The following is a 23190-nucleotide window of genomic DNA, read 5'->3' as shown; positions in this document are numbered from 1 at the left end:
TTCTCCTCCTGGAGAGATGAGCGAATCGGGCGGCGGGCCAGGTTTTCGTAGCGCGAAACTAGAGTTCAACTCTAACTATGCCGAGCGGAACCGTCCCAGGCAACTCGCCAATTGCGCAACCCGGGAGATGACGCCCCGTCACCCGCGCCGCGAGACTCGGCAGACGCGGGCCGCTCCACCGGGGTGGCCGTGACACGTGAGGAGACAGTGATGTCGGAGCAGACCAGGGCCGTCGTGGAGCGGCTGTACGAGGCCCTGTCCAAGGCGGACGTCCCGACCCTGATGGAGATCTTCGACCCCGAGGTGGACATCACCACCCCGGCCGCACTGCCCTGGTCCACCGGCCACTACACCGGCACCGCCGGAACCGCGCAGTACTTCGCCGGGGCGCTGGAGTACCTGGAGGAGACCGCCTTCGAGGTGACGGAGCTGCGGGTCAGCGGCGACTGGGCGGCCGCGATCGGCAACTGGACCGGCCGCTTCCGTCAGGGCGGCGGCGAGTTCGACGTGCGCTTCGTGCACTTCTGGGAGCTGCGCGAGGGCCGGGTGGTGCGCACCGAGGGCATCTCCGACACGGCCGGCATCGTCGCCGCCCACGCCGTCGGGGCCTGATCTTCAGACGGCGTCCAGAGGCTCTTCAGGTGCCCCGATCAAGACTGTCCGTACCGCACCGACTGAACGCAGGAAAGGACTTGGCATGCCGTCCACACTGTTCGGGGTACCTGAGGAGTTCGACGTCATCGTGATCGGCGGGGGCCCCGCCGGCTCCACCACCGCCGGGCTCCTGGCCAAGCGCGGCCACCGCGTCCTGGTGCTCGACAAGGAGCGGTTCCCGCGCTACCACGTGGGCGAGTCGCTCATCCCCGCCTTCATGCGCCCCATGGAGGAACTGGGCCTCACCGAGCGGATGGACGCCCGGGGCTTCGAGCGCAAGTACGGCGGCACCCTCGTCTGGGGCAACCAGCAGATCCCGTGGCACTTCTCGTTCGTCGAGGGCGGGGCGCAGCCGTACGCGTACCACACCCGCCGCGCCGACATGGACTCGATGATCCTGGACCGGGCCCGCGAGCTCGGCGCGTTCATCATCGAGGACGCGACCGTGAAGGAGCCGATCGAGGAGGACGGCCGCGTCGTCGGCGTCCGCTTCAACCTCCGCGGCGCCGACCAGCAGTACGAGGCCCGCGCCAAGCTCGTCGTCGACGCCTCCGGCCAGTCCCGGCTGCTCAGCCGCCGCTACGCGGACGTGACCTGGCACGAGGAGCTCCGCAACGTCGCGGTCTGGACGTACTTCGACAACTGCGAGCGCCTCCAGGGCGACGAGTACACCAACATCCTCATCGAGGGCCTGGACGAGGGCTGGTTCTGGGCGATCCCGCTGGACAAGGGCACCATCAGCGTCGGCTACGTGACCCGCTCCTCCGAGGCCAACAAGGACGGGCAGTCGCTGGAGGACCTGTTCAGGTCCGAGGCCCAGCGCACCACCAAGCTCAAGCGGATGCTGACCAACGCCAACCAGGCGGCCGGCTGGCGCACCGCCCGCGACTGGTCGTACACCAGCCACACCTTCCACGGCGACGGCTGGGTGTGCGTCGGCGACTCCGCGGCCTTCGTCGACCCGCTGTTCTCCACCGGCGTGGCCCTGGCCACCCTGGCCGGCAGCACCCTGTCGAAGATCGCCCACCAGATCCTCGAGCACCCGGAGATCGAGGAGCAGGCGCTCAAGCGCTACGCCACCGCCTACCGCGCCTTCTTCGACGAGATCCGCACCTTCGTCGAGCGCTTCTACGACCGCACCAAGTACAAGGAGTTCTACTACAGCCTCGCCCAGGAGCTGGTCGACCCGGAGAAGGAGCGCACCCCCTCGGCGGACTTCGTCACGCTGATCTCCGGCCTCAGTGGCAAGCACCCGATGCTCAACCTCTCGCTGGACGACCTCATCGGGGGAGCGGAAGCCCCGTGACCAGTCACCAGGTGGAGCTGCTGTTCGTCGACATCGCGCTGATCCTGTTGCTGGCCCGCGGGCTGGGGCGGCTCGCCGTGCGGATCAACCAGCCGCCGGTGGTCGGGGAGATCCTGGCCGGGGTGCTGCTCGGACCGACCCTGTTCCACGGGGCGATGTCCGACGCGTTGTTCCCCGGTGACATCCGGCCGCTGCTCACCGGGATGGCCAATGTCGGCGTGGCGCTGTTCATGTTCGGCATCGGGCTGGAACTGGACGGCGCGGCACTACGCGGGCGGGGCCGAGCCACCGCCGGCACGGTGCTCGGCTCCACCCTGGTGCCGTTCGTGCTCGGGATCGCGCTGGCCCTGTACCTGGCCCGCGACCAGGCCCCGCACAACAAGGCGGCCTTCGTGGTGTTCGTCGGGCTCGCCGTCTCCGTGACGGCGTTCCCGGTGCTCGCCCGGATCCTCGCCGACCGCGGGCTCACCACCACCGCGGTCGGCGGCCTGGCCCTGGCCACCGCGGCCGCCGTCGACGTGATCGCCTGGGTGGCGCTGGCCGCGGTCCAGGCGTCCGTCGGCGGAGGGTCGGACCACTGGCTGGTGGTGCTGATCCTGCCGTTCATGGGCGCGCTGGTGGTCATCGTCCGGCCGCTGCTGCGGCGCCTGCTGATGCCCGGTGGCAAGCCCGGCACGCTCTCCGCCGAGAAGCTGGCCGCCGTGCTGATCGGCGCCCTGCTGTCGGCCGCCGCCACCGAGGCCCTCGGCATGCACTACATCTTCGGCGCGTTCATGTTCGGCGTGGTGATGCCGAAGGCCGGCGCGGACGGCCTGCGGCTGGAGATCCACCGGTGCACCGAGCAGGTCACCGGCCTGCTGCTGCCGGTCTACTTCGTCGTGGCGGGCCTCAAGGTGGACCTCAGCGGGCTGAACGCGGGCCAACTGGTCGACCTGGCCCTGATCCTGGCCGTCGCGGTGGTCGGCAAGTTCGGCGGCACCTACCTGGGGGCGCGCTCCCAGCGGCTGGACCCCCGGCCGGCCGCCGCGCTGGCCGCGCTGATGAACACCCGCGGTCTCACCGAGCTGGTCATCCTCGGCATCGGCCTCCAACTGGGCCTGCTGGACGGCTCGCTGTACTCCCTCATGGTCGTCATGGCGGTGGTCACCACGGCCATGACCGGACCGCTGCTGTCCCGGGTCTTCACCAAGGCGGTGGAGGTCCCCGTAGTCCCCGAGCGCGGCCGCGAGCGGGCCGCCGCGGGCCGGAGCTAACCGCAGATCAGACGGAAGGAACGGAAGATGGCAGGCACGAGGCGGGCACAGCAGCAGCACAACGCCTACGACGTGGCGATCCTGGGAAGCGGCATGGCCGGCGGCATGCTCGGCGCCGTACTCGCGCGCAACGGCGTCCGGGTGCTCCTGCTCGACGCCGGGACGCACCCCAGGTTCGCCGTCGGCGAGTCCACCATTCCGTACACCTCCGGGATGACCCGGCTGATCGCGGACCGGTACCAGGTCCCCGAACTCATGCCGCTGTCCAGCTTCAAGGGGATCCGGCAGCGGGTCTCGCGCAACTGCGGCCAGAAGCAGAACTTCGGCTTCGTCTACCACCGGGAGGGCTCCGCCCAGCGCCCGGACGAGGTCAACCAGCTGGTCGTGCCCTCGGCCATCCGCACCGAGACCCACCTGTTCCGGCAGGACATCGACGCCTACCTGTTCCACGTCGCGGTGAAGTACGGCGCGCACCCCCGGCTCGCCACCCGCATCGCCGACGTGGAGATCGACCCGGACACCGGCGCCGTGCTCCGCACCGACAGCGGCGAGGAGTTCCGGGCCAACTACGTGGTCGACGGCAGCGGCTTCCGCTCGCCGCTGGCCGACAAGTTCCAGCTGCGCGAGACCCCGACCCGGGCCAACACCCACTCCCGGTGCCTGTTCACCCACATGGTCGGGGTCAAGCCCTTCGACGACTCGCGCACCGCCGCCAAGCACGGCCAGCCCAACCCCTGGCACCACGGCACCCTGCACCACGTCTTCGACGGCGGCTGGCTCTGGGTGATCCCGTTCGACAACCACCAGGACTCGATGAACCCGCTGTGCAGCGTCGGGCTCACCCTGGACCCGCGCAAGTTCCCCAAGGGCGAGCTGTCCGCGCAGCAGGAGTTCGACGACTTCCTGGCCCGCTTCCCGGAGATCGCCTGGCAGTTCGAGGGCGCCAAGGCCGTCCGTCCGTGGGTCTCCACCGGTCGGCTGCAGTACTCCGCGCACCAGGTGGTCGGCGACCGGTTCTGCCTCACCTCGCACGCCGCCGGCTTCATCGACGCGCTGTACTCGCGCGGCCTGACCAACACCCTGGAGCTGGTCAACGTCCTCGGCTGGCGGCTCATCGCGGCCTCCCGCGACGGCAACTGGTCGCGCGAGCGGTTCGACTACGTGGAGAGCCTGCAGCAGGGCCTGTTCGACTTCCACGACGACCTGGTGTTCAGCTCCTTCGTCGGCTTCCGCGACTACGAGCTGTGGAACGCCGTCAACCGCACCTGGATGCTCGGCACCATGCTCGGCAACGTGATGCTGGAGGACGCGTACTACCGCTTCCAGCGCACCGGCCGCGACGAGGTCTTCCTCGACCTGGAGCAGAGCAAGCAGCCCGGCTCCCCGCTGCCGGTCAGCGCCGGGTTCAACGAGATGGGCACGCTCACCCGCGACCTGTGCCTGGCCGTCGAGGCCGGCAAGGTCAGCACCGGCCGGGCCGCCGAGCAGATCCTCCAGCACATCAAGCACGCCGACTTCATCTCGCCCGGCTTCCGGCTCGGCGAGCGCGACACCCGCTGCTTCAACATGTCGCCCGGCAAGATGGCCAAGAACGCCGTCTGGTGCCGCCGCGAGGCGCCGCCGGAGATCGGCCCCCGCATGATCAACGCCTCCAAGGGCCTGGTCCGGATGCGCCTGCGGGGTGGCGAGTGACCGCGGAGGAGCCCATCGCGGTCGTCGGGATGGCGGGTCGGTTCCCCGGCGCCCCCGACACCGACAGCCTGTGGACCCTGCTGATGGGGCGCGGCGACGCGATCGGCCCCGTCCCGGCCGACCGCTGGGACACCGACCGCCCGCTCGACCCGGAGAAGGACGTCCAGACGGTCGGCGGCTTCCTGGAGGGCATCGACCGCTTCGACGCCGCCTTCTTCGGCGTCTCCCCGCGCGAGGCCGCCGCCATCGACCCCCAGCAGCGCCTGCTGCTGGAGGTCGCCTGGCGGGCCCTGGAGGACGCCGGCGTGCCCGCCGCCGCCCTCGCGGGCAGCCGCACCGGCGTCTACGTCGGCGCCTCCTGGCACGACTACGAGCTGCTCCGGATCAACCGCGGCGCCCGCCCCACCCCGCACAGCCTCTACGGCAACGCGCTGGACGTGGTCGCCGCCCGGCTCTCGTACGTCCTCAAGCTGCGCGGCCCCAGCCTCACCGTGGAGACCGGCTGCTCCTCCTCGCTGGTGGCCCTGCACCTGGCCGCCCAGGCGCTGCGCAGCGGCGAGGTCGAGGCCGCCCTGGTCGGCGGCGTCAACCTGATGGCCGACCCGTACGTCACCGTCGGCCTCACCCACTTCGGCGGGCTCTCCCCGGACGGCCGCTGCCAGGCGTTCGCCGCCTCCGCCAACGGCTTCGTGCGCGGCGAGGGCGTGGCCGCGCTCTGCCTCAAGACGCTGTCGCGCGCGCAGGCCGACGGCGACCGGATCCACGGCCTGGTGGTCCGCACCGTCGTCAACAACGACGGCGGCGGCGACAGCCTGGTCACGCCCAGCCCCGAGGGCCAGGAGGACCTGCTGCGGCAGGCGTACGGCACCGGCGCGGTGCCCGTCGGGCAGCCCGTCTACGTGGAGGCGCACGGCACCGGCACCGGACGCGGCGACCCGATCGAGGCCACCGCGCTCGGCACGGTGCTCGGCCGGCACCGGGACCCCGCGAACCCGCTGCACATCGGCTCGATCAAGACCAACATCGGCCACCTGGAGGCGTCCGCGGGCCTGGCCGGCCTGTTCAAGCTGCTGCTGGCGCTGCGCCACCGCACCGTCCCGCCGAGCCTGCACTCGGCCGAGCTCAACCCGGCCATCCCGTTCGAGGACCTGAACGTCCGGGTGGTCCGCGAACCACTCGCGCTGGACCCGGAGGGCCCCGTCCACCTCGGCCTCAACTCCTTCGGCTGGGGCGGTACCAACGCCCACGTGGTGCTGGCCTCCCCGCCCGCGGCCGGGCCCGCCGAGCCGGCCGCCGCCCCGGCGACCGGCCTGCCCGCCGTCGTCCCGCTCTCCGCCCGTGAACGCGGGGTGCTCGCCGAGCGGGCCCGCGAACTCCTCCCCCTGGTCCCCCAGGACCCGCAGGGCGTACGGGAGTTCGCCGGCACCCTGGCCTGGCGTCGGGACCACTTCCAGGTTCGCGCCGGACTGGTCGCCGACACCCCCGAGGAACTCCGCGCCGCCCTGGAGACCCTCGCCGCCGACCGGGAGAGCGAGGGCGCCGGCCGCGCCGTACCGCGCGGCCGGACCGCCTTCGTCTTCCCCGGCCAGGGCTCCCAGTGGGACGGCATGGGCCAGGAGCTGTACCGGGACAGCCCGGTCTTCGCCGCCACCGTCACCCGCTGCGCCGAGGCGCTGCGCCCGCACACCGACTGGGACCTGCTGGAGGTCTTCGCCGGCCGGGCCGGGGACGAGTGGACCACCCGGATCGACATGCTCCAGCCCGTGCTGTGGGCGATGTCCCTCGGCCTGGCCGAGCTGTGGCGGGCCAACGGCGTCGAACCCGACGTCGTCCTCGGCCACAGCCAGGGCGAGATCACCGCCGCCACCCTGGCCGGGATCCTCAGCTACGAGGACGCCGCGCTGGTGATGGCCCGCCGCAGCGCCATCGCCCGCCGCACCTCCGGGCAGGGCCGGATGCTGGCCGTCGACCTCGACCGGGAGGGCGCGCTGGCCGCCCTGGAGGGCTTCGAGGAGAGCATCTCGCTCGCCGTCCACAACGGCCCGCACTCCTGCGTGCTCTCCGGCGAGCAGGAGGCCGTGCTCACCCTGAAGGAACTGCTGGAGGCCGAGGGCACCTACTGCCGGCTGGTCAACGTCGACTACGCCTCGCACAGTCCCCAGATGGACCCGCTGCGCGAGGACCTGCTGGAGGCGCTCGCCCCCACCGCCCCCCGGGGCGGCGCGATCACGCTGATGTCCACCGTCCGGGTCCGGCAGCTGGACGGCCCCGAGATGGACGCCGCCTACTGGGTCGAGAACCTGCGCAGCCCCGTGCTGTTCGCCGACACCATGGCGGCCCTGCTCGACGAGGGCGTCACCCACGTCGTGGAGATCAGCCCGCACCCCGTGCTCGCCCCGGCCATCGAACAGCTCACCGCCGACCGCGCCGAGCCCGCTGCCGTGCTCACCACGATGCGCCACCACCAGGGCAGCCCGGCCGACTTCGCCCGGGCGCTGGCCACCGCCTACACCGCCGGGCTCGAACCGTTCGGCGCGCTGCCCCGCGACGCCCGCCTCACCCTGCCCGGCTACCCGCTCCGGCAGGACCGGTACTGGATCGACGAGCGGCCGCGCAGCCGCGCCGCCGCCCCCGGCCTCGAGCCGGAGCTGACCCCTGCGCCCGGCCAACCCGGCCGCCGACACGGCGCGTTGGAGCCCTCGACGGCCGACCTGCCCTGGCTCGGGGACCACCAGGTCCACGGCACCCCCGTGCTGCCCGGCGCGGCCGTCCTCGGCATCGCGCTCGCCACCGTACGGGCCCGCACCGGCCACCTGCCCAAGGCGCTGGAGCAGGTCGCCTTCCGCAAGGGCGTCCCGCTCGGCGACACCCCGGCCCGGCTCACCGCCGAATGGACCGACGACGCCGAGGACGGCGGCGCGTTCCGGCTGCTCGCCCTCCCCGAGGGCGGCGAGCAGTGGGAGGAGAGCGCCACCGCCCGCGCCGTCCTGCGCGAACTCCCGTGGCAGGCACCCGGGTTCCCCGGCTGGGGCGAGAGTGCCGAGCCGGGGGCCGCGGAGGAGCTCTACCGCACCTGGGCCGCCCGGGGGCTGGAGTACGGCCCGGCGTTCCGCACCGTCGGCGCGCTGGCCGTGGCCGAGGACGGCGAGCAGGCCGTCGGCCGGGTCGCCCTACCCGAGCGGCTGCGCCCGGCCAACCGCCCGTACGGGCTGCACCCCGCGCTCTGGGACGGGGCCCTGCAGGTCTCGCTCGCCCTCTGTGCCGCCGACGGCCCCGGCGACGCGGTGGTCCCGACCGGCGTCCAACGCGTGGTGGTCGTGGACGAGTTGGCGGATCCCGTCAGCGATCTGTGGTCGCACGCCCTGCGGCGCGCCGACGGCCTGATCGACGTCCACCTGTTCACCGCCGAGGAGCGCACCCCGCTGCTCAGCATGATCGGACTCACCCTCACCCCGCTGCCCACCGCGGACCGGGACGGGCGGACCGACGGCGAACGCCTGCACCGGATCGACTGGATCGAACTCACCGACGCCGAACTCACCGACGCCGAACTCACCGACACCGAAGCGAAGGTGCCGGCCGAACCCGGCCGCTGGGTGGTCTGCGGCGACGGGCCAACGGCCGAGGCACTGGCCGAGGCGCTCGCCGCCCGGGATGCCAAGACCGCCCGGATCCGCCCTGACGAGGAGATCGGCGCCGCCGACGGCGTGGTCTTCCTCGCCCCCGGCGCCGAGGCCGGCCCCGCCGCCCAGCAGCAGGGCCTGCTCCACCTCGCCGCCCTGGCCACCGCCTGCACCGCGCAGCCCGTACCGCCCCGGCTGGCCGTGGTCACCCTCGGCGGCCAGGCCGTCCTGGCCGCCGACCGGCCCGACCCCGGCGCCGCCCTGTACTGGGGTTTCACCCGGGTGCTGCGCCGCGAGCACGGCGAACTGACCCCCCGGATCATCGATCTCGACCCGAACGACGAGGGCCTGGCCGCCGCCTGCGCGGCCGAGCTGCTCACCGACCCGGCCGAGGCGGACGACCAGCTGGCCCTGCGCCCGGGCCGACGCCTCGCCGCCCGGCTGGCGCGCGGCGCCGCCGCACCGGCCGAGCTGCCGACGCCGCTCACCCGCCGTCAGCCGTTCCGGATCGACCCGGACGGCCGCCCGGCCGGGATCGCCCGCCGGGCCCCCGGGCCCGGCGAGATCGAGCTCGAGACCGCCGCCGCGACCCTGCCCGGGCGCGGCACCGGAACGGCCACCGGCCTGGTCGGCCGGGTGGTCGCGGTCGGCGAGGGCGTCACCGGCCTCGCCGTCGGCGACCGGGCCGCCGCCGTCACCGCCGACGGCCCGGTCAGCCACCTGACCGTCCGGGTCGACCACGCCGTGGCCGTCCCCGACACCCTCGGCGACGCCGAGGCGGCGGCCCTGCCGCCGGCCGTCGCCACCGCCCACCAGGCGCTGGTGGAGGCGGCCCGGGTAACCGCCGGGGACACCGTCCTGGTGCACGTCACCGACGGCACCGGGCTCGCCGCCGCCGCCCTGGCCCGGCGGCTCGGCGCCCGGGTGCTCGCCACCGTGCCCGGCGGCGCCGCGACCGGCCCGCAGCTCGAGGGTGTGGAACTGCTGGACGCGGAGGACCCCGGCTGGCCGCAGGCCGTCCGCTCCGCCACCGGCGGGTCCGGCGCGGACGTGGTGCTCGGCCGGCCCGCCGGGGCCACCCCCGCGCGCGCCCTCGCCGCCCTGGCCGCCGACGGACGGGCCGTCGCCCTCGACGGCCTGCGCCCCGGCCCGGAGGAACTTCCGGACGGCGCAGCCCAGTTCGCCGTGGACGCGGCCGGGTTGCTGCGCCGCCGCCCGGACCGGTTCGCCGCCGTGTTGGCCGCCGGCTGGGCGGGCGCCGCCGCCGCGCCGCTGCCGGTCGCCCCCCGCGGCCTCGCCGAGGCGGGGGAGGGGGCCGGGGCACCCGGCGCCACCGCCGTCCTGCTGCTCGGCCCGGCCGCCGTCGAGGCCGTCCCGGCCGCCCCGCTCACCGACGGCGCCTTCCGGGCCGACGGCAGCTACCTGATCACCGGCGGCCTCGGCGCCCTCGGCCTCTCCCTCGCCGGATACCTGGCCGAGCACGGCGCCGGAGCCCTCGTCCTGCTCGGCCGCTCCGCCCCGACCCCGGCCGCCGAGGCCGAGATCGAGCGGATCACCGCGCTCGGCGCCACCGTCAGGGTGGTGCGCTGCGACGTCGCCGACGCCGCCGCGCTGGGCGCCGCCCTGGAGACCGTCCGCGCCGAACTGCCGCCGCTGCGCGGGGTGGTGCACGCCGCCGGTCTGCTCGACGACGCCACCGTCCGCAACCTGACGGCGGAGCAGCTCGACCGGGTGCTGGCGCCCAAGGCCACCGGCGCGCGCCACCTGGACGCGCTGACGACCGAGGACCCGCTGGACCTGTTCGTGCTGTTCTCCTCGGCCGCCGCCCTGGTCGGCAACCCCGGCCAGTCCGCCTACGCCGCCGCCAACGCCTACCTGGACGCCCTGGCCGAGGCCCGGCGCCGGTGCGGCCGCCCCGCCCTCAGCGTGCAGTGGGGCCCGTTCACCGACATCGGCCTCGCCGCCACCGACGAGACCCGCGGTGCCCGCCTCGCCGAACGCGGCATGGGCGGCATCCCGGCCGAGGAGGCGTGGCCCGCCCTGGTCCGGATGCTGGAGCGCGACCGGCCGGTGGCCGGGTACGTCCCGATCGACCTGCGCCAGTGGTTCGACGCCAGCCCCGACACCGCCGCACTGCCGAGCTGGCAGCTGCTGCACGCCGCGGGCCGGGCCGGAGTGGCCACCGGCGGCGAGTTCCTCGCCCGGCTGCGGGCCGCCGCACCGGAGGAGCGGACCCCGCTCGCCGCGCGGCAGATCCGCGAACTCGCCGGACGCGTCCTGCGGCTCGATCCCGAACGGATCGAACCCGACACGCCGTTGAAGGCCCTCGGCCTGGACTCGCTGATGAGCCTCGAACTGCGCAACCGGCTCGAGGGCGCGTTCGGCACCAGGCTCTCGCCGACCCTGCTCTGGGCCTACGGCACCGCCACGGCGCTCGCCGAGTACCTCTGCGCCGAGTCGGACGGCGGGCCCGCCCGACCGCCCCGGACACCCACCGGTCCTGACACCGACCGGTCCTGACACCGACCGGTCCTGACACCGACCGGTCCTGACACCGACCGGTCCAGACACACCGGACCAGACCGCGAGGAACCGATCCATGCCTGAGACAAGCACCACCGACGGATCCCGCCAGACCCCGCTCACCCGGGCACTCGCCACGATCCGCACGCTGCGCCGCCAACTCGACGAGCAGCAGGGCGGGCAGGCGATCGCCGTCATCGGCGCCGGGCTCCGCCTGCCCGGTGGCATCGACGGCCAGGACGGCTACTGGACGGCCCTCGCGGAGGGCCGCGATCTGGTCGGTCGGCTGCGGCCCGAACGCAAGGGGCCGTTCGCGGCCGCCTGGGAGGGCCTGCCGCAGCGCGGCGGGTTCCTGGACGAGGTCCTGGACTTCGACGCGGCGTTCTTCGGAATCAGCCCGCGCGAGGCCCGGCACCTCGACCCGCAGCACCGCCTGCTGCTGGAGGTCAGCTGGGAGGCCCTGGAGAACGCCGGCCTGGCCGCCGACCGCCTCCAGGGCAGCCGGACCGGCCTCTACCTCGGCATCATGTGGCAGGACTACCGGGAGTGGCTGGCCGGGGACCCGGACGCGTACTGGACCACCGGCAACGGCCACAACTTCGCCGCGGGCCGGGTCGCGTACGCGCTCGGCCTCACCGGCCCGACCGTCTCCGTCGACACCGCCTGCTCCTCCTCGCTGGTCTCCGTCCACCTGGCGGTCCAGGCGCTGCGCCGCGGCGAGTGCGAGACCGCGCTCGCCGCGGGCACCAACCTGATCATGTCCCCGCAGTCGATGCGGCTGGTCCAGGAGACCCGCTCGCTCGCCCCCGACGGCCTCTGCAAGGCGTTCGACGCCCGCGCCAACGGCTTCACCCGGGGCGAGGGCTGCGGCGTCGTGGTGCTCAAGCGCCTCGACCACGCGCTGCGCGACGGCGACCGGGTGCAGGCCGTCATCCACGGTTCGGCCGTCAACCAGGACGGCCGTTCCGGCGGGTTCACCGCGCCCAACGTGCTCTCCCAGGTCGCCCTGCTCGAACAGGCCCTCGGCGACGCCCGGTTGGAGCCCGCCGACATCGGCTACGTCGAGGCGCACGGCACCGGAACCTCGCTCGGCGACCCGATCGAGCTCGAGGCCCTGGCCACCGCCCTCGGACGGCCCAGCGGCGGCGCCCCGCTCGTGGTCGGTGCCGTCAAGACCAACCTCGGCCACCTGGAGTCGGCGGCCGGGGTGGCCGGGCTGGTCAAGACCGTGCTCTGCCTGAAACACCGTCAACTCCCGCCGCTGGTCCACTTCCGCACCCTCAACCCGCGGATCGACCTCACCGGCACCGGCATCATCCTGCCCACCGAACTCACCGACTGGCCCGCCGGGGCCGGCCGCTACGCCGGCGTCAGCTCCTTCGGCATGAGCGGCACCAACGCCCACGTCATCCTGGGCGCCGCCGACCCCGTCGAGGCGCCCGAGGCCGTCGAGGTGACCGGCTTCGACCTGTCCGCCCGGACGCCCGAGGCGCTGCGCGAGCTCGCCGTCCGCTACGCCGAACGGCTGGACGGCCTGGCGGCCGCCGACTACCCGGCGTTCGCCCACACCGCCACCGAGGGCCGGGCCCGCCACGAGGCCGCCGCCCGGATCCTCGCCGCCGACCCCGCCTCCGCCGCCCGGGCCCTGCGCGCCCTGGCGGCCGGCGCCGAGGACCCGTCCGTGGTCCCCGGCCCGAACGCCCCGTTGCCCGCCCTGCCCCGCCGGGTCCTCGATCTGCCGACCTACCCGTGGCAGCGGCAGCGCCTCGCGCCCGAGACGGCGGCCGCCCCGTCCGCGGCCCCGGCCACCGCACCGGCCGCCGCCCACCAGCTGCGCTGGCAGGACCACGACCCGGCCGCCGCCGAGGCGGCCGAACTCCTCGTCCTCGCGGGGGACGACACTCGGACGCTGGAACTCGTCGCCGGGGAGGCGGCGGCCCGGGGGCTCGAGGGTGTGCTCCTGAGCCCCGGCCCGCTGAACCCGCCCCCGGGCTGGCGGCACGAAGCGCTGCCGGGGGACCGAACCGCCTGGACGGCCCACTGGGCCCGCCAGGTCGAGGCCGCGGCCGGTCTGGTCCTCGCCTACCGGCCGCGGCCGCTCACGGAGGCCGACCCGGCCACGGCCCAGGCCGCGCTCTGCGCCGCCGTCACCGACGCGGTCGTCGCCGCCGCCTCCGCCGCCGACCGGCCCGGCCTCCGGGTGCACGCCCTGACCCGGGCCGTCCGGCGGACCGCCGAGGGCGAGTCCACCGAGGCCACCGACCACGGCGCGCTGCACGGACTCGGGCCGGTCCTCGGCCTCGAGTTCGGCACCCGCTGGGGCGGCCTCGTCGACCTGCCCGCCGAGCCGACCCCGGCCGACGCCCGGGCCCTGCTCGCCCTGCTGACCTCGCCCGACCGCGCCGAGGACCTGGCCGCCGTCCGCGCGGGAACCGTCCGGGTGCCCCGGCTGGCCCCGGCCACGGCCGCCCCCGCCGCCACCGCCACCGCCGAGCTCCGCGCGGACGCCACCTACCTGGTGACCGGCGCGCTCGGCGGAGTGGGCCGTGAGCTGACCGCCGAGCTGGTCGCGCGCGGGGCCCGCTCCCTGCTGCTGATCGGCCGCCGCCCGGAGGGTGAACTGGAGCCCGCGGCAAGGGACTTCCTCGCCGAGCTGGCCGCCGGCGGCGTCCGCGCCGTCTACCGGGGCGGCGGCTGCGACACCGCCGAGGCGCTCGCCGAGGCGTGCACCGCCCTCACCGGTCTGCCGCCCGTCCGCGGCGTCCTGCACGCCGCCGGCACCCTCACCCGCACCCCCGCCGCGGAGCTCACCGCCGAGGGCTTCGCCGACTCGCTGCGGGCCAAGGCCGGGGGCGCCTGGTGGCTGCACCGGGCCGCCTCGGCCGAGGGCTGGGAGCTGGACTTCTTCGTCCTGGTCTCCTCGGTCTCCGCGGTCTGGGGCACCGAGGACTGCGCCGCCTACTCCGCCGCCAACGGCGCCCTGGACGCGCTCGCCGCCCACCGGGTCGGACTCGGCCTGCCCGCCGTCTCGCTCGGCTACGGGCCGTGGGCGCTGGCCGGTGCCGACCGCGCGGGCATGGCGGACGCCGCCCTGCTGGAACGTTCCGCCAGGCTCGGCGTCGGCTCCTTCGACGCCGCCTCCGGCCGGGCCGCCCTGGCCATCGCCGCCGACGGGCCGGAGGCCCACCTGATCGCCTGCCCGCTGGACCTCGCCCGGCTGCGCACGGTGCTGGCGGGCCTGCGCCCGCGCGGTGTGCTCGGCACCCCCGCCGCGGTCGGGCCCGCCGTCCGGCACGAGGCGTCGGTGACCGCCCGGCTCGCCGCCCTGCCCGAGCGGGCCCGGCCCGCCGCCGCCCGGACCGAGGTCGCCCGGCTGCTCGCCGCGCAGCTCGGCCACGCGGGCGCCGACGACATCGACGAGACCGCCGGGTTCCTCACCCTCGGGCTGGACTCCATCGCCGCCGTCGACCTGGCCGCCCGGCTCGGCGAGGCGTTCGACACCACCGTCGCGGTCGGCGAGGTCTTCGACCACCCCACCGTGGTCCGGCTCACCGAGCACCTCCTCCGCCCGGAAGCACCGGCCGCGCGCACCGCGAAGGCCGCCCCGCTCCGGCCGGCCGAGCCGCCGGCCCCCGCCGCGCCGACCGCCGCGCCGACCGCCGCGCCGACCACCGCCGAGGCGGTGCCCACGGGCGCCCCCGAGCCGATCGCGATCGTCGGCATGGCCGGGCGCTTCCCCCAGGCCGACACCGTCGAGGAGCTGTGGCAGCTGCTGCGCGAGGGCCGCGACGGCATCACCCGCGTCCCGGACGACCGGCCCGCCCTCGCCGGGCTCGGCGACGGCCCCTCCGTCACCGACCAGGGCGGCTTCCTGCGCGACCTGGACCGCTTCGACGCCGCGTTCTTCGGCATCCCGGCCCGCGAGGCCGAGAACCTCGACCCGCAGCAGCGCCTGCTGCTGGAGTCCGCCTGGCACGCCCTGGAGGACGCCGGCACCGACCCCGAGCGGCTGCGCGCCACCCGTACCGGCGTGTTCGTCGGCGTCAGCTACGCCGACTACGCCCGGCTGCTCGCCGAGGCCGGACCGGACGAGGTCGACGCGTACTACAGCACCGGTACCGCGCTGAACGCCGCCGCCGGGCGCCTCGCCTACACCCTCGGCCTGACCGGCCCCGCCGTCGCGGTGGACACCGCCTGCTCCTCCTCCTTGGTCGCGGTGCACCTCGCGGTGCGCTCGCTGCGCACGGGGGAGAGCGAGGCGGCGCTCGTCGGTGGCGTCAACGTGCTGCTCGACCGGGCCTCCTGGACGGCCGTCAGCCGGGCCCACATGCTCTCCCCGGACGGCCGCTGCCGGACCTTCTCGGCGGACGCCAACGGCTTCGCCCGCTCCGAGGCGTGCGGCGTGCTGGTGCTGAAGCGGCTGGGCGACGCCGTGCGCGACGGCGACCGGGTGTACGCGGTGATCCGCGGCAGCGCGATGAACCAGGACGGCGCCTCCTCCGGCCTGACCGCGCCGAACGGCGCCGCCCAGGAGGCGATGCTGCGGGCCGCCCTCCAGGACGCCCGGCTGGAGGGCCGCGAGGTCGGCTATCTGGAGGCGCACGGCACCGGCACCACCCTCGGCGACCCGATCGAACTCGGCGCCGCCTGGCGGGTGCTGGGCGAGGGGCGCCGCCCGGGGGAGACCCTGCAGGTCGGCTCGGTGAAGAGCAACCTGGGGCACTGCGAGTCCGCGGCCGGAGTGGTGTCGCTGATCAAGACGGTGCTGTCCCTGCACCACGACGTGATCCCGGGCAACCTGCACTTCACCGAGCCCAACGCGCACGTGTCCTGGGCGGACATGAACGTCCGGGTGGTCGAGACCACCTCGCCCTGGCGGCGCGGCAGCACCCCGAGGGTGGCCGGGGTCTCCGGGTTCGGCTTCACCGGCACCAACGCCCACGTGCTGCTGGCCGACCCGCCCGCAACCGTGACCACGCCCGCCACCGTGACCATGCCCGCGCCCGGCGGGCCGGACACCGCGCACCTGCTGACGCTCTCCGCCCCCGACGAGGACGGCCTGGCCCGGCTCACCGAGGCGTGGCAGCGGGAGCTGGCCGGGGCCGCCGACACCGACCTGGCCCGGCTGACCGCCGCCGCCGGGGCCGGCCGCCGCCACTTCCCGTACCGCCGGGCGCTGCTCGGCAGCAGCCGCGAGCGGTTGCTGGCGGGGCTGCGGGAGGCCGCGCCCGCCGGTCCGGCGCTGCGCTCCCCCCGGGTGGCCTTCCTGTTCTCCGGCCAGGGCAGCCAGTACTTCGGGATGGGCCGGGAGCTGTACGAGACCGAGCCGGTGTTCCGCGAGACCTTCGACCGCTGCGACGCGGTGCTGGCGCCGCTGCTCGGCGCCTCGCTGACCGAGCTGGTGTTCTCCGGCGCGGACCGGGCCGCGATCAACGAGACCCGGGTCACCCAGCCCGCCCTGGTCACCCTGCAGACCGCGCTGGCGGCGCTGTGGGCCTCCTGGGGCGTGACCCCGGCGGTGGTGATGGGCCACAGCGTCGGCGAGGTCTCCGCCGCCCTGCATGCCGGGGTGATGGACCTGCCGGCCGGCCTGGCGCTGATCGCCGAACGGGCCCGGCTGATGCAGGCCACCGAACGCGGCGCGATGCTCGCCGTGGTCGCCGGCGAGGAGCGGGTGGACGGGTGGATCCGGGGCCGCGCGCTGGACCTGGCGGCCGTCAACGGCCCCGAGTCGGTGGTGGTCGCCGGCCGGCCCGAGGAGATCGACGCCCTGGCTGCCGAGCTGCGCGAACAGGGCGTACGAGCGCGGAAGTTGAGCGTCTCGCACGCCTTCCACAGCCGCCTGCTGGACCCGGCGGTGGAGGGACTGAGGGCCGCCCTCGCCCCCCTGGAGTTCCGCGCCCCGGAGATTCCGGTGGTCTCCAACGTCACCGGCCGGCTCGCCGGACCGGAGGAGTACGACGCGGACTACTGGTGCCGGCACGCCCGCCGCCCGGTCCGCTTCCTGGACGGCCTGCGGTCGATGGCCGGCCTGGGCATCGACCTGTGCCTGGAGATCGGCCCCGACCGCACCCTGGTCAACCTGGTCAACGGCGCCGGGCTGGCCCCGACCGCCGGCCTCGCATCCTCGCTGCGGCGCGGCACCGGCGAGCGCGCCGCCCTGCTGGACGCGGCCCGGATCCTCTACCTCGGCGGCCAGAACCTGGACTGGCGCAACGTCAGGCCCGGCGCCGACCGCACCGGCGGCCCGCGCTACCCGTTCGCCGACACCCGGTACTGGACGCCGGTCAAGCCCGGCCAGGCCACCCGGCCGGTCGCCGCGCAGGGCCCGGCCTGGGGCACCGAGCTCAGCTCCCCGGCGCTGGACGGCCGGGTCTGGGCCACCGAGCGCAGCCCCGAGTACCCCGCCCACCTGACCGACCACCGGCTGTTCGGCACCGTCTCGGTGCCCGGCGCCTCGCAGACCGCGACCGCGCTGTCCGCGCTCGGTGCGGCCGGTGAACCGGTCGTCCTGGAGGACCTGCACTTCCCCCGCGCGCTCGTACTGCGCGAGGGCGAGCGCTACCCGCTCCAGGTGATCGAGGGCCACCGGGAGGGCGGCCGGCGGACCGTCAGCGTGCAGAGCCTGGTGGACCCGGCCCGGCGCCGCTGGCAGGAGCACCTGTCGGCGCGGGTCGTCCCGGAGGGGCGGCGCCGGGCCGACCGGGCCGTCCCCGTCCCGGCGGCCTTCGCCGCCGCCGCCGAACGCCGGCTCTCCGGCGAGGACTTCTACGCGCACCTGCGTACCCTCGGCTACCACCTCGGCCCGTCCTTCCGCTGGATCGGCGAGGTCTGGGTGCGCGGCGACGAGGCGCTGGTCCGGTACCAGGAGCCCGAGGACCCGCGCGAGGACCCGGCGGGCTGGCAGATCCACCCCGGTCTGCTGGACTCCTGCCTGCAGAGCTCCGTCACCTTCGCCGTCGCCGAGGCCGACCCGGCCGCGACCGTCGAGGAGGCCGCCCTGGCGATCCCGTTCGCGGTCGCCCGGCTGTCCTTCCCCGGCCGCCCCCGGCCCGGACGGCAGCTGTGGGGCCACATCCGGGCCCTCGGCCGGGACGCCGACGCCGACGGCCTGATGCGGGTGAGCGCCGCCGACATCCACCTGTTCGACGACAGCGGCGCCACCGTCCTCGACATCGAGGGCTTCCGATTCCGGCGCGCCCCCCGCGCCCTGCTGGAGAGCTCGCTGCGCGACGCCCCCCGGCACGCCTACGTCCTCGACCGAACCGACCGCGAGCCGGGCGCCGCCGCCGGGCCGCAGCGGGTGGCCCTGCTCGGCGGCGGGACCGGGACCGGCCGCGCCCTGGCGGACGCGTTCCGCGCCCTCGGACACACCGTCACGGAGCAGGAGAGCGTGCCGCCCGTCGGCGCGCCCCTCGACCTGCTGGTGGACGCTCGCTTCGCGCTCGGCAGTGGCGGGCCCGCCGAGGCGCTGGCTGCCGCCCGCGGCCTCGCCGACACCCTGCGGGCCGCCGACCCGGCGCTGCCGTACGCGGTGCTCGGCCTGGCCACCGCCGCGGCCGCGCCCGTCCGGGAGGCGCTGTGGGGCATGCTCGCCTCGCTGGAGGCCGAGCAGCCCGGGCGCCGGCTGGTCCGGCTGGGTCTGGCAGCCGACTGGGACGCCACCGCCGCCGCCGGGGAACTCGCCCGGCTGGTCGCCGAGGAGGTGCCGGAGACCCGGCTGGAGATCACCGGAACGACCGTCCGTACCACCCGGCTGGCGCCCTGCCCCGCCGAGGCGGCGCCCGGCGCGCCCGGGGCGGTGCTGATCACCGGCGGCCTCGGCTCGCTCGGGCTGAGCGCGGCCGGGTTCCTGGCCGGACTGGGCGCCCCGGCGATCACCCTGATGGGCCGTTCCGCGCCCGACGAGGTGGCCCGCGCCGTGCTGGACGGGCTGGCCGCGCGCGGGATCGAGGTCCGGACCGTCCAGGGCGACGTCACCGACCCGGTGGACTGCCGCCGGGCGGTGGAGGAGGCCGACCGGACGGCGCCCCTGGGCACCGTGCTGCACCTGGCGGGCGTGGCCGCGGACGGGGCCTTCGAACAGCTCACCGAGGACGCCTGGACCCGGGTGTTCGCCGCCAAGGCGCACGGCGCCGCCCACCTGGCCGAGGCCCTGGCGGGCCGTCAGGACGTCACCCTGGTGCTGTTCTCCTCCGCCTCCTCCGTGCTCGGCTCCGCCGGGCAGGTGAACTACGCGGCCGCCAACGGCTTCCTGGACGGCCTCGCGGAGCGGCTGAGCGAGCAGGACGGCCCGCGGGCCGTCGCGGTGGACTGGGGTCCCTGGATCCCGGAGGCCCGGCGGGGCCTGGCCGGCACCGCCGCGACCGAGCGGGCGATCGCCCGCCGGGGCGTCCGGGCGCTGGGCGACCAGGAGGCCGAGGAGCTGCTGCGGCTCGCGCTGGCCGGCCGCCGGCACCGCCTGGTGGCGGTCGCCGTGGAGGCCGAGCAGGCGGCGGGCGGGCGGCTGTTCGCCGACCCGGTCCGGCCCGGCGAACGCGCCGAGCGCCCGGGCGCGGTACGGACCGAACCGCGCGGCGGACTGCGCAAGCAGCTCGCCGACTGCCCCGCCGAGGGGCGGGAGGAGCTGCTGCGGCAGGCGATCCGGGAGATCGCCGGAGCCGTCCTGGGCGCACCGCTGACCGGCGACGACCACCTCGGGTTCACCGAGTGCGGCCTCGACTCGATCATGGTCATCGACCTGCGGGCCAGGCTCGGCCACGCGCTGGCCGAGGAGCTGCCCGCCACCGTGGCGCTGGACCACCCGTCCGTCGCCCAACTCGCCGCCCACGCGCTGGCGCTGGTCCTTCCCGAGGAGCCCGCCCCGGCCGGGCCGGAGGAGCCCGCCGAAGACCTCCCGGGCCTGGCGGGGCTGTCGTTCGAGGACCTCGTCCGGGCCGTGCGGACGGACGTCGCAGAAGAGGGGTGAGCACCGACATGGACACCGATACGATTCGCCGACTGATGGAGGACCAGCTCAAGCTGTCCCACCGCCTCCGGAACCGGGTCCGGGAGCTGGAGGAGGAACGGCACGCCCCGCTGGCGGTGGTGGGCACGGCCCTGCGGCTGCCCGGCGGGCTGGACTCGCCCGACTCCTACTGGGAGTTCCTGCGGGGCAGCGGCACCGCCTACTCGGAGATCCCCGAGGACCGGCCCGGCCTGCGGGCCGTCCACGACCCCGTGCCGGGCCGCCCCGGGCGCTCCTACGTGGACCGGGCCGGGTTCCTCACCGACATCTCGCACTTCGACGCCGAGTTCTTCGGCATCTCCAGGCGCGAGGCCAAACTGCTCGACCCGCAGCAGCGGATGCTGCTGGAGACCGCCTGGGAGGCGCTGGAGAGGGCCGGTGTGGCCGTGCGCCGCGCCGACCGGCTCGACGTCGGCGTGTACCTCGGGATGATGGCCTCCGAGTACACCGAGCGCCTGGAGGACCGGAGCGACCTGACCAGGATCGACCCGTACTACACCACCGGCGGCGGCCTCTGCTTCGGCGCCGGGCGGATCAGCCACGTGATGGGCTTCCGCGGGCCGGTGCTGAGCGTGGACACCGCCTGCTCCTCCGCGCTGTCCGCGCTGCACCTGGCCGTGCGCGGCCTTCGCGGCGGGGAGTGCCGGTACGCCCTGGTGTGCGGCTCCAACCTGCTGCTGTCGGCGAACCTGATGGTCTCGCTCTGCCAGACCCGGGCGCTCTCCCCGGAGGGCCGCTCCAAGTCCTTCCTGGCCTCCGCGGACGGGTACGGGCGGGGCGAGGGCGTCGGCGTGCTGGTGCTGATGCGGCTGGCCGACGCCGAGGCCGAGGGCCGGCCCGTGCTCGCGGTGGTGCGCGGCACCGCCGTCAACCACGACGGCGCCGCCTCCGGCCTGACCGTGCCCAACGGCCCCGCCCAGCAGGAGGTGATCCGGGCCGCCCTGGCGGACGCCCGGGTCGAGCCCGGCGAGATCGGCTACGTCGAGGCGCACGGCACCGGCACGGTGCTCGGCGACCCGATCGAGGTCGGCGCGCTCGACGGGGTGCTCGGCAGGGCCGTCCGCGAACGCGGGCTGCCGCTGGCGATCGGCAGCGTCAAGTCCCGGATCGGGCACCTCGAGGCCGGTTCCGGTGCGGCCGCGCTGCTGAAGGCCGTGCTGATGCTCCAGCACGGTGAGATCCCGGCCGCCCGCTCCGCCGAGGACGGCGAGCTCAACCCGCACATCCCGTGGGAGCGGCTGCGGATCACCGTGCCAGACCGGAACCACCCGTGGCCGGACGAGCTGGACCGGCGGATCGTGGGTGTCAACTCCTTCGGCATGAGCGGCACCAACGGGCACGCCGTACTGGAGTCCTACCGGGGCCCGGAGACCGCTCCCGAGCCGACGGCCGACCCGCACCCGGAGCTGCTCACGCTCTCCGCCAAGGACCCGGTGGCGCTGTCCGAACTGGCGGACGCCGTGGTCCGGTACCTCAAACAGGCCGACCCGGCCCGGCTGCCCTCGCTCTGCCACACGCTGCGTACCGGGCGGGCCGTGTTCGCCCACCGGATCGCCGTCACCGGCAGCGGCCCGGGGGAGCTGGCCGAGGCGCTGGCGGCGGCCGTGCGCGGCCCGGTCGCGGCGGTCGCCGGGCAGGGCCCGCACCGGCTGGTGCTGCGGCTGCCCGAGGACACCGTCGCCACCGCCGCCTGCCTGGCCGCCCTGGCCGGGGCGTTCCCCGCACTGGCGGACGCTTCGGCGACGGACCCGGCTGCCGCGCTGGCCGCCGCGCTCGGCGCGCTCGGCCCGGCGGTCGTCACCGCCCGCTCCACCGAGCCGGGCCCGGTGCGGCTGGAGTGGGACGCCGGCGGCACTGCGCACAGCACGGCGCTCACCGATCCGGCTGTCCAACTTCCTGGTCTGCTGGCCGAGTTGTTCACCGCCGGCGCGGATCTGGCGCTGGCCGGGCTGCGCGCCCCGGGCGCCCGGCTGCTGGGCGACCTGCCCACCTACCCGTTCCAGCGCCGCCGCTACTGGGTGGAGGAGCCCGCCCTCGGCGGCGGCTCCGCCCCGGCCCCGGCCGAGGCGGGACCGGTGGCACCCGAGCCGGTGGACGCGGCGGCGGTGCAGGCGTACCTGCTGGCCCAGCTCGGCGCGGTGCTGGACGCGCCGGAGGCCCTGGACCCGGAGCGGTCCTTCCTGGACTCCGGCGGTGACTCCTTCATGTCCACGCTGTTCATCACCCGGGTCGAGGAGCACTACCGGGTCGGCCTCACCGCCGAGGAACTGCCGCTCGACCTGCCGCTCACCGAACTGCTCGGGCGGCTCGCCGAGGACATCGTGGCCGGGGCACGGGCGTGACCGCGTTCGTGCGCCCGCGCCGGGTGGAGGACGCCGAGCTGCGGCTGGTGGTCTTCCACCACGCCGGCGGCTCGGCGGCCGCCTACTTCCCGCTCACCCGGGAGCTGCCGGAGAACTGGGACGTGCTGCTGCTGGACCTGCCCGGCCGGGGCAAGCGGCACGACCGGGCAGCCCTGGGCACCGTCCCCGAACTGGTTGCCTCCAGCGTGTCGGACATCCTGCCGTGGACGGACGGGGCGCCGCTCGCGCTGTTCGGCCACAGCCTGGGGGCGGTGCTGGCGTACGAGACCGCCCGGGCGCTGGAGGCGGCCGGCGTCCGGCTGGGCTGGCTCGGGGTGTCCGGCCGGGTGGCGCCCTCCGAGGAGCCGCCGCTGGCGCTGCCGGGCCACGAGCTGTCCGACCCGGAGCTGATGACCCAGCTGACCAGGATGGGCGGGCTGCACCCGCGGATCGACGAACTGCCGGAGTTCCGCGACCGGTTCCTCCGGCTGGTGCGCACCGACCTGCGGGCGGTGGCCCGCTACCGGCCGAGCCCGGCGCGGATCCCGCTGGCCGCGCCGGTGACGGCGTTCGGCGGCGTGGACGACCCGTGGGCACCGCCCTCCGCGCTGGCCGGCTGGGCCGCCGAGACGAGGGGGGCATTCCAGTGCCGGACCTTCTCCGGCGGTCATTTCCACTTCCTCGGCCCGGCTTTCCCGGCGTTCACCGCCGAACTGGTCGAGGAGATCCGCCGGTCCGGCGCGCCCGCGGGCCGGACGGAACTCGCAAGCCGTTGAGACCAGGAGGCCCG

At 75.6% G+C, this 23190-nt stretch carries 8 protein-coding genes; all 8 read left to right on the top strand.

Annotation, left to right across the window (positions count from 1 at the left end; all coding sequences use genetic code 11):
- The first annotated feature begins 210 nt into the window (after window positions 1–210).
- Window positions 211–612 (top strand): nuclear transport factor 2 family protein, encoded by a 402-nt coding sequence (locus AB0F71_RS16295; RefSeq protein ID WP_360233780.1) that lies wholly within the window; start codon window positions 211–213, stop codon window positions 610–612.
- Window positions 613–697: 85 nt separating this feature from the next.
- Window positions 698–1960, top strand: a complete 1263-nt coding sequence (locus tag AB0F71_RS16290; RefSeq protein ID WP_360233777.1) for an NAD(P)/FAD-dependent oxidoreductase — start codon at window positions 698–700, stop codon at window positions 1958–1960.
- Window positions 1957–3213: a cation:proton antiporter gene (locus tag AB0F71_RS16285; protein WP_360233774.1), complete on the top strand. Its 1257-nt coding sequence runs from the start codon at window positions 1957–1959 to the stop codon at window positions 3211–3213. The genes AB0F71_RS16290 and AB0F71_RS16285 overlap by 4 nt, the downstream gene beginning before the upstream one ends.
- A 27-nt stretch (window positions 3214–3240) precedes the next feature.
- Window positions 3241–4905 carry a tryptophan 7-halogenase gene (locus AB0F71_RS16280; protein WP_360233771.1) on the top strand — a complete coding sequence of 555 codons (1665 nt, stop codon included), beginning with the start codon at window positions 3241–3243 and terminating at the stop codon, window positions 4903–4905.
- Window positions 4902–11048: an SDR family NAD(P)-dependent oxidoreductase gene (locus tag AB0F71_RS16275; RefSeq protein WP_360233768.1), complete on the top strand. Its 6147-nt coding sequence runs from the start codon at window positions 4902–4904 to the stop codon at window positions 11046–11048. The genes AB0F71_RS16280 and AB0F71_RS16275 overlap by 4 nt, the downstream gene beginning before the upstream one ends.
- Before the next feature lie 79 nt (window positions 11049–11127).
- Window positions 11128–20019 carry an SDR family NAD(P)-dependent oxidoreductase gene (locus AB0F71_RS16270; protein WP_360233765.1) on the top strand — a complete coding sequence of 2964 codons (8892 nt, stop codon included), beginning with the start codon at window positions 11128–11130 and terminating at the stop codon, window positions 20017–20019.
- 35 nt (window positions 20020–20054) lie between these two features.
- A complete protein-coding gene (locus AB0F71_RS16265; protein WP_360233762.1) occupies window positions 20055–22400 on the top strand; it encodes a beta-ketoacyl synthase N-terminal-like domain-containing protein in 2346 nt (781 codons plus the stop codon).
- Window positions 22397–23176 (top strand): alpha/beta fold hydrolase, encoded by a 780-nt coding sequence (locus AB0F71_RS16260; RefSeq protein ID WP_360233759.1) that lies wholly within the window; start codon window positions 22397–22399, stop codon window positions 23174–23176. The genes AB0F71_RS16265 and AB0F71_RS16260 overlap by 4 nt, the downstream gene beginning before the upstream one ends.
- Window positions 23177–23190 lie beyond the last annotated feature (14 nt).

Source organism: Kitasatospora sp. NPDC028055, from assembly GCF_040637885.1.
Lineage (GTDB): Bacteria > Actinomycetota > Actinomycetes > Streptomycetales > Streptomycetaceae > Kitasatospora.
Note: the sequence above shows the minus strand (reverse complement) of the source record. Positions and strands in the feature narration are given on the sequence as shown.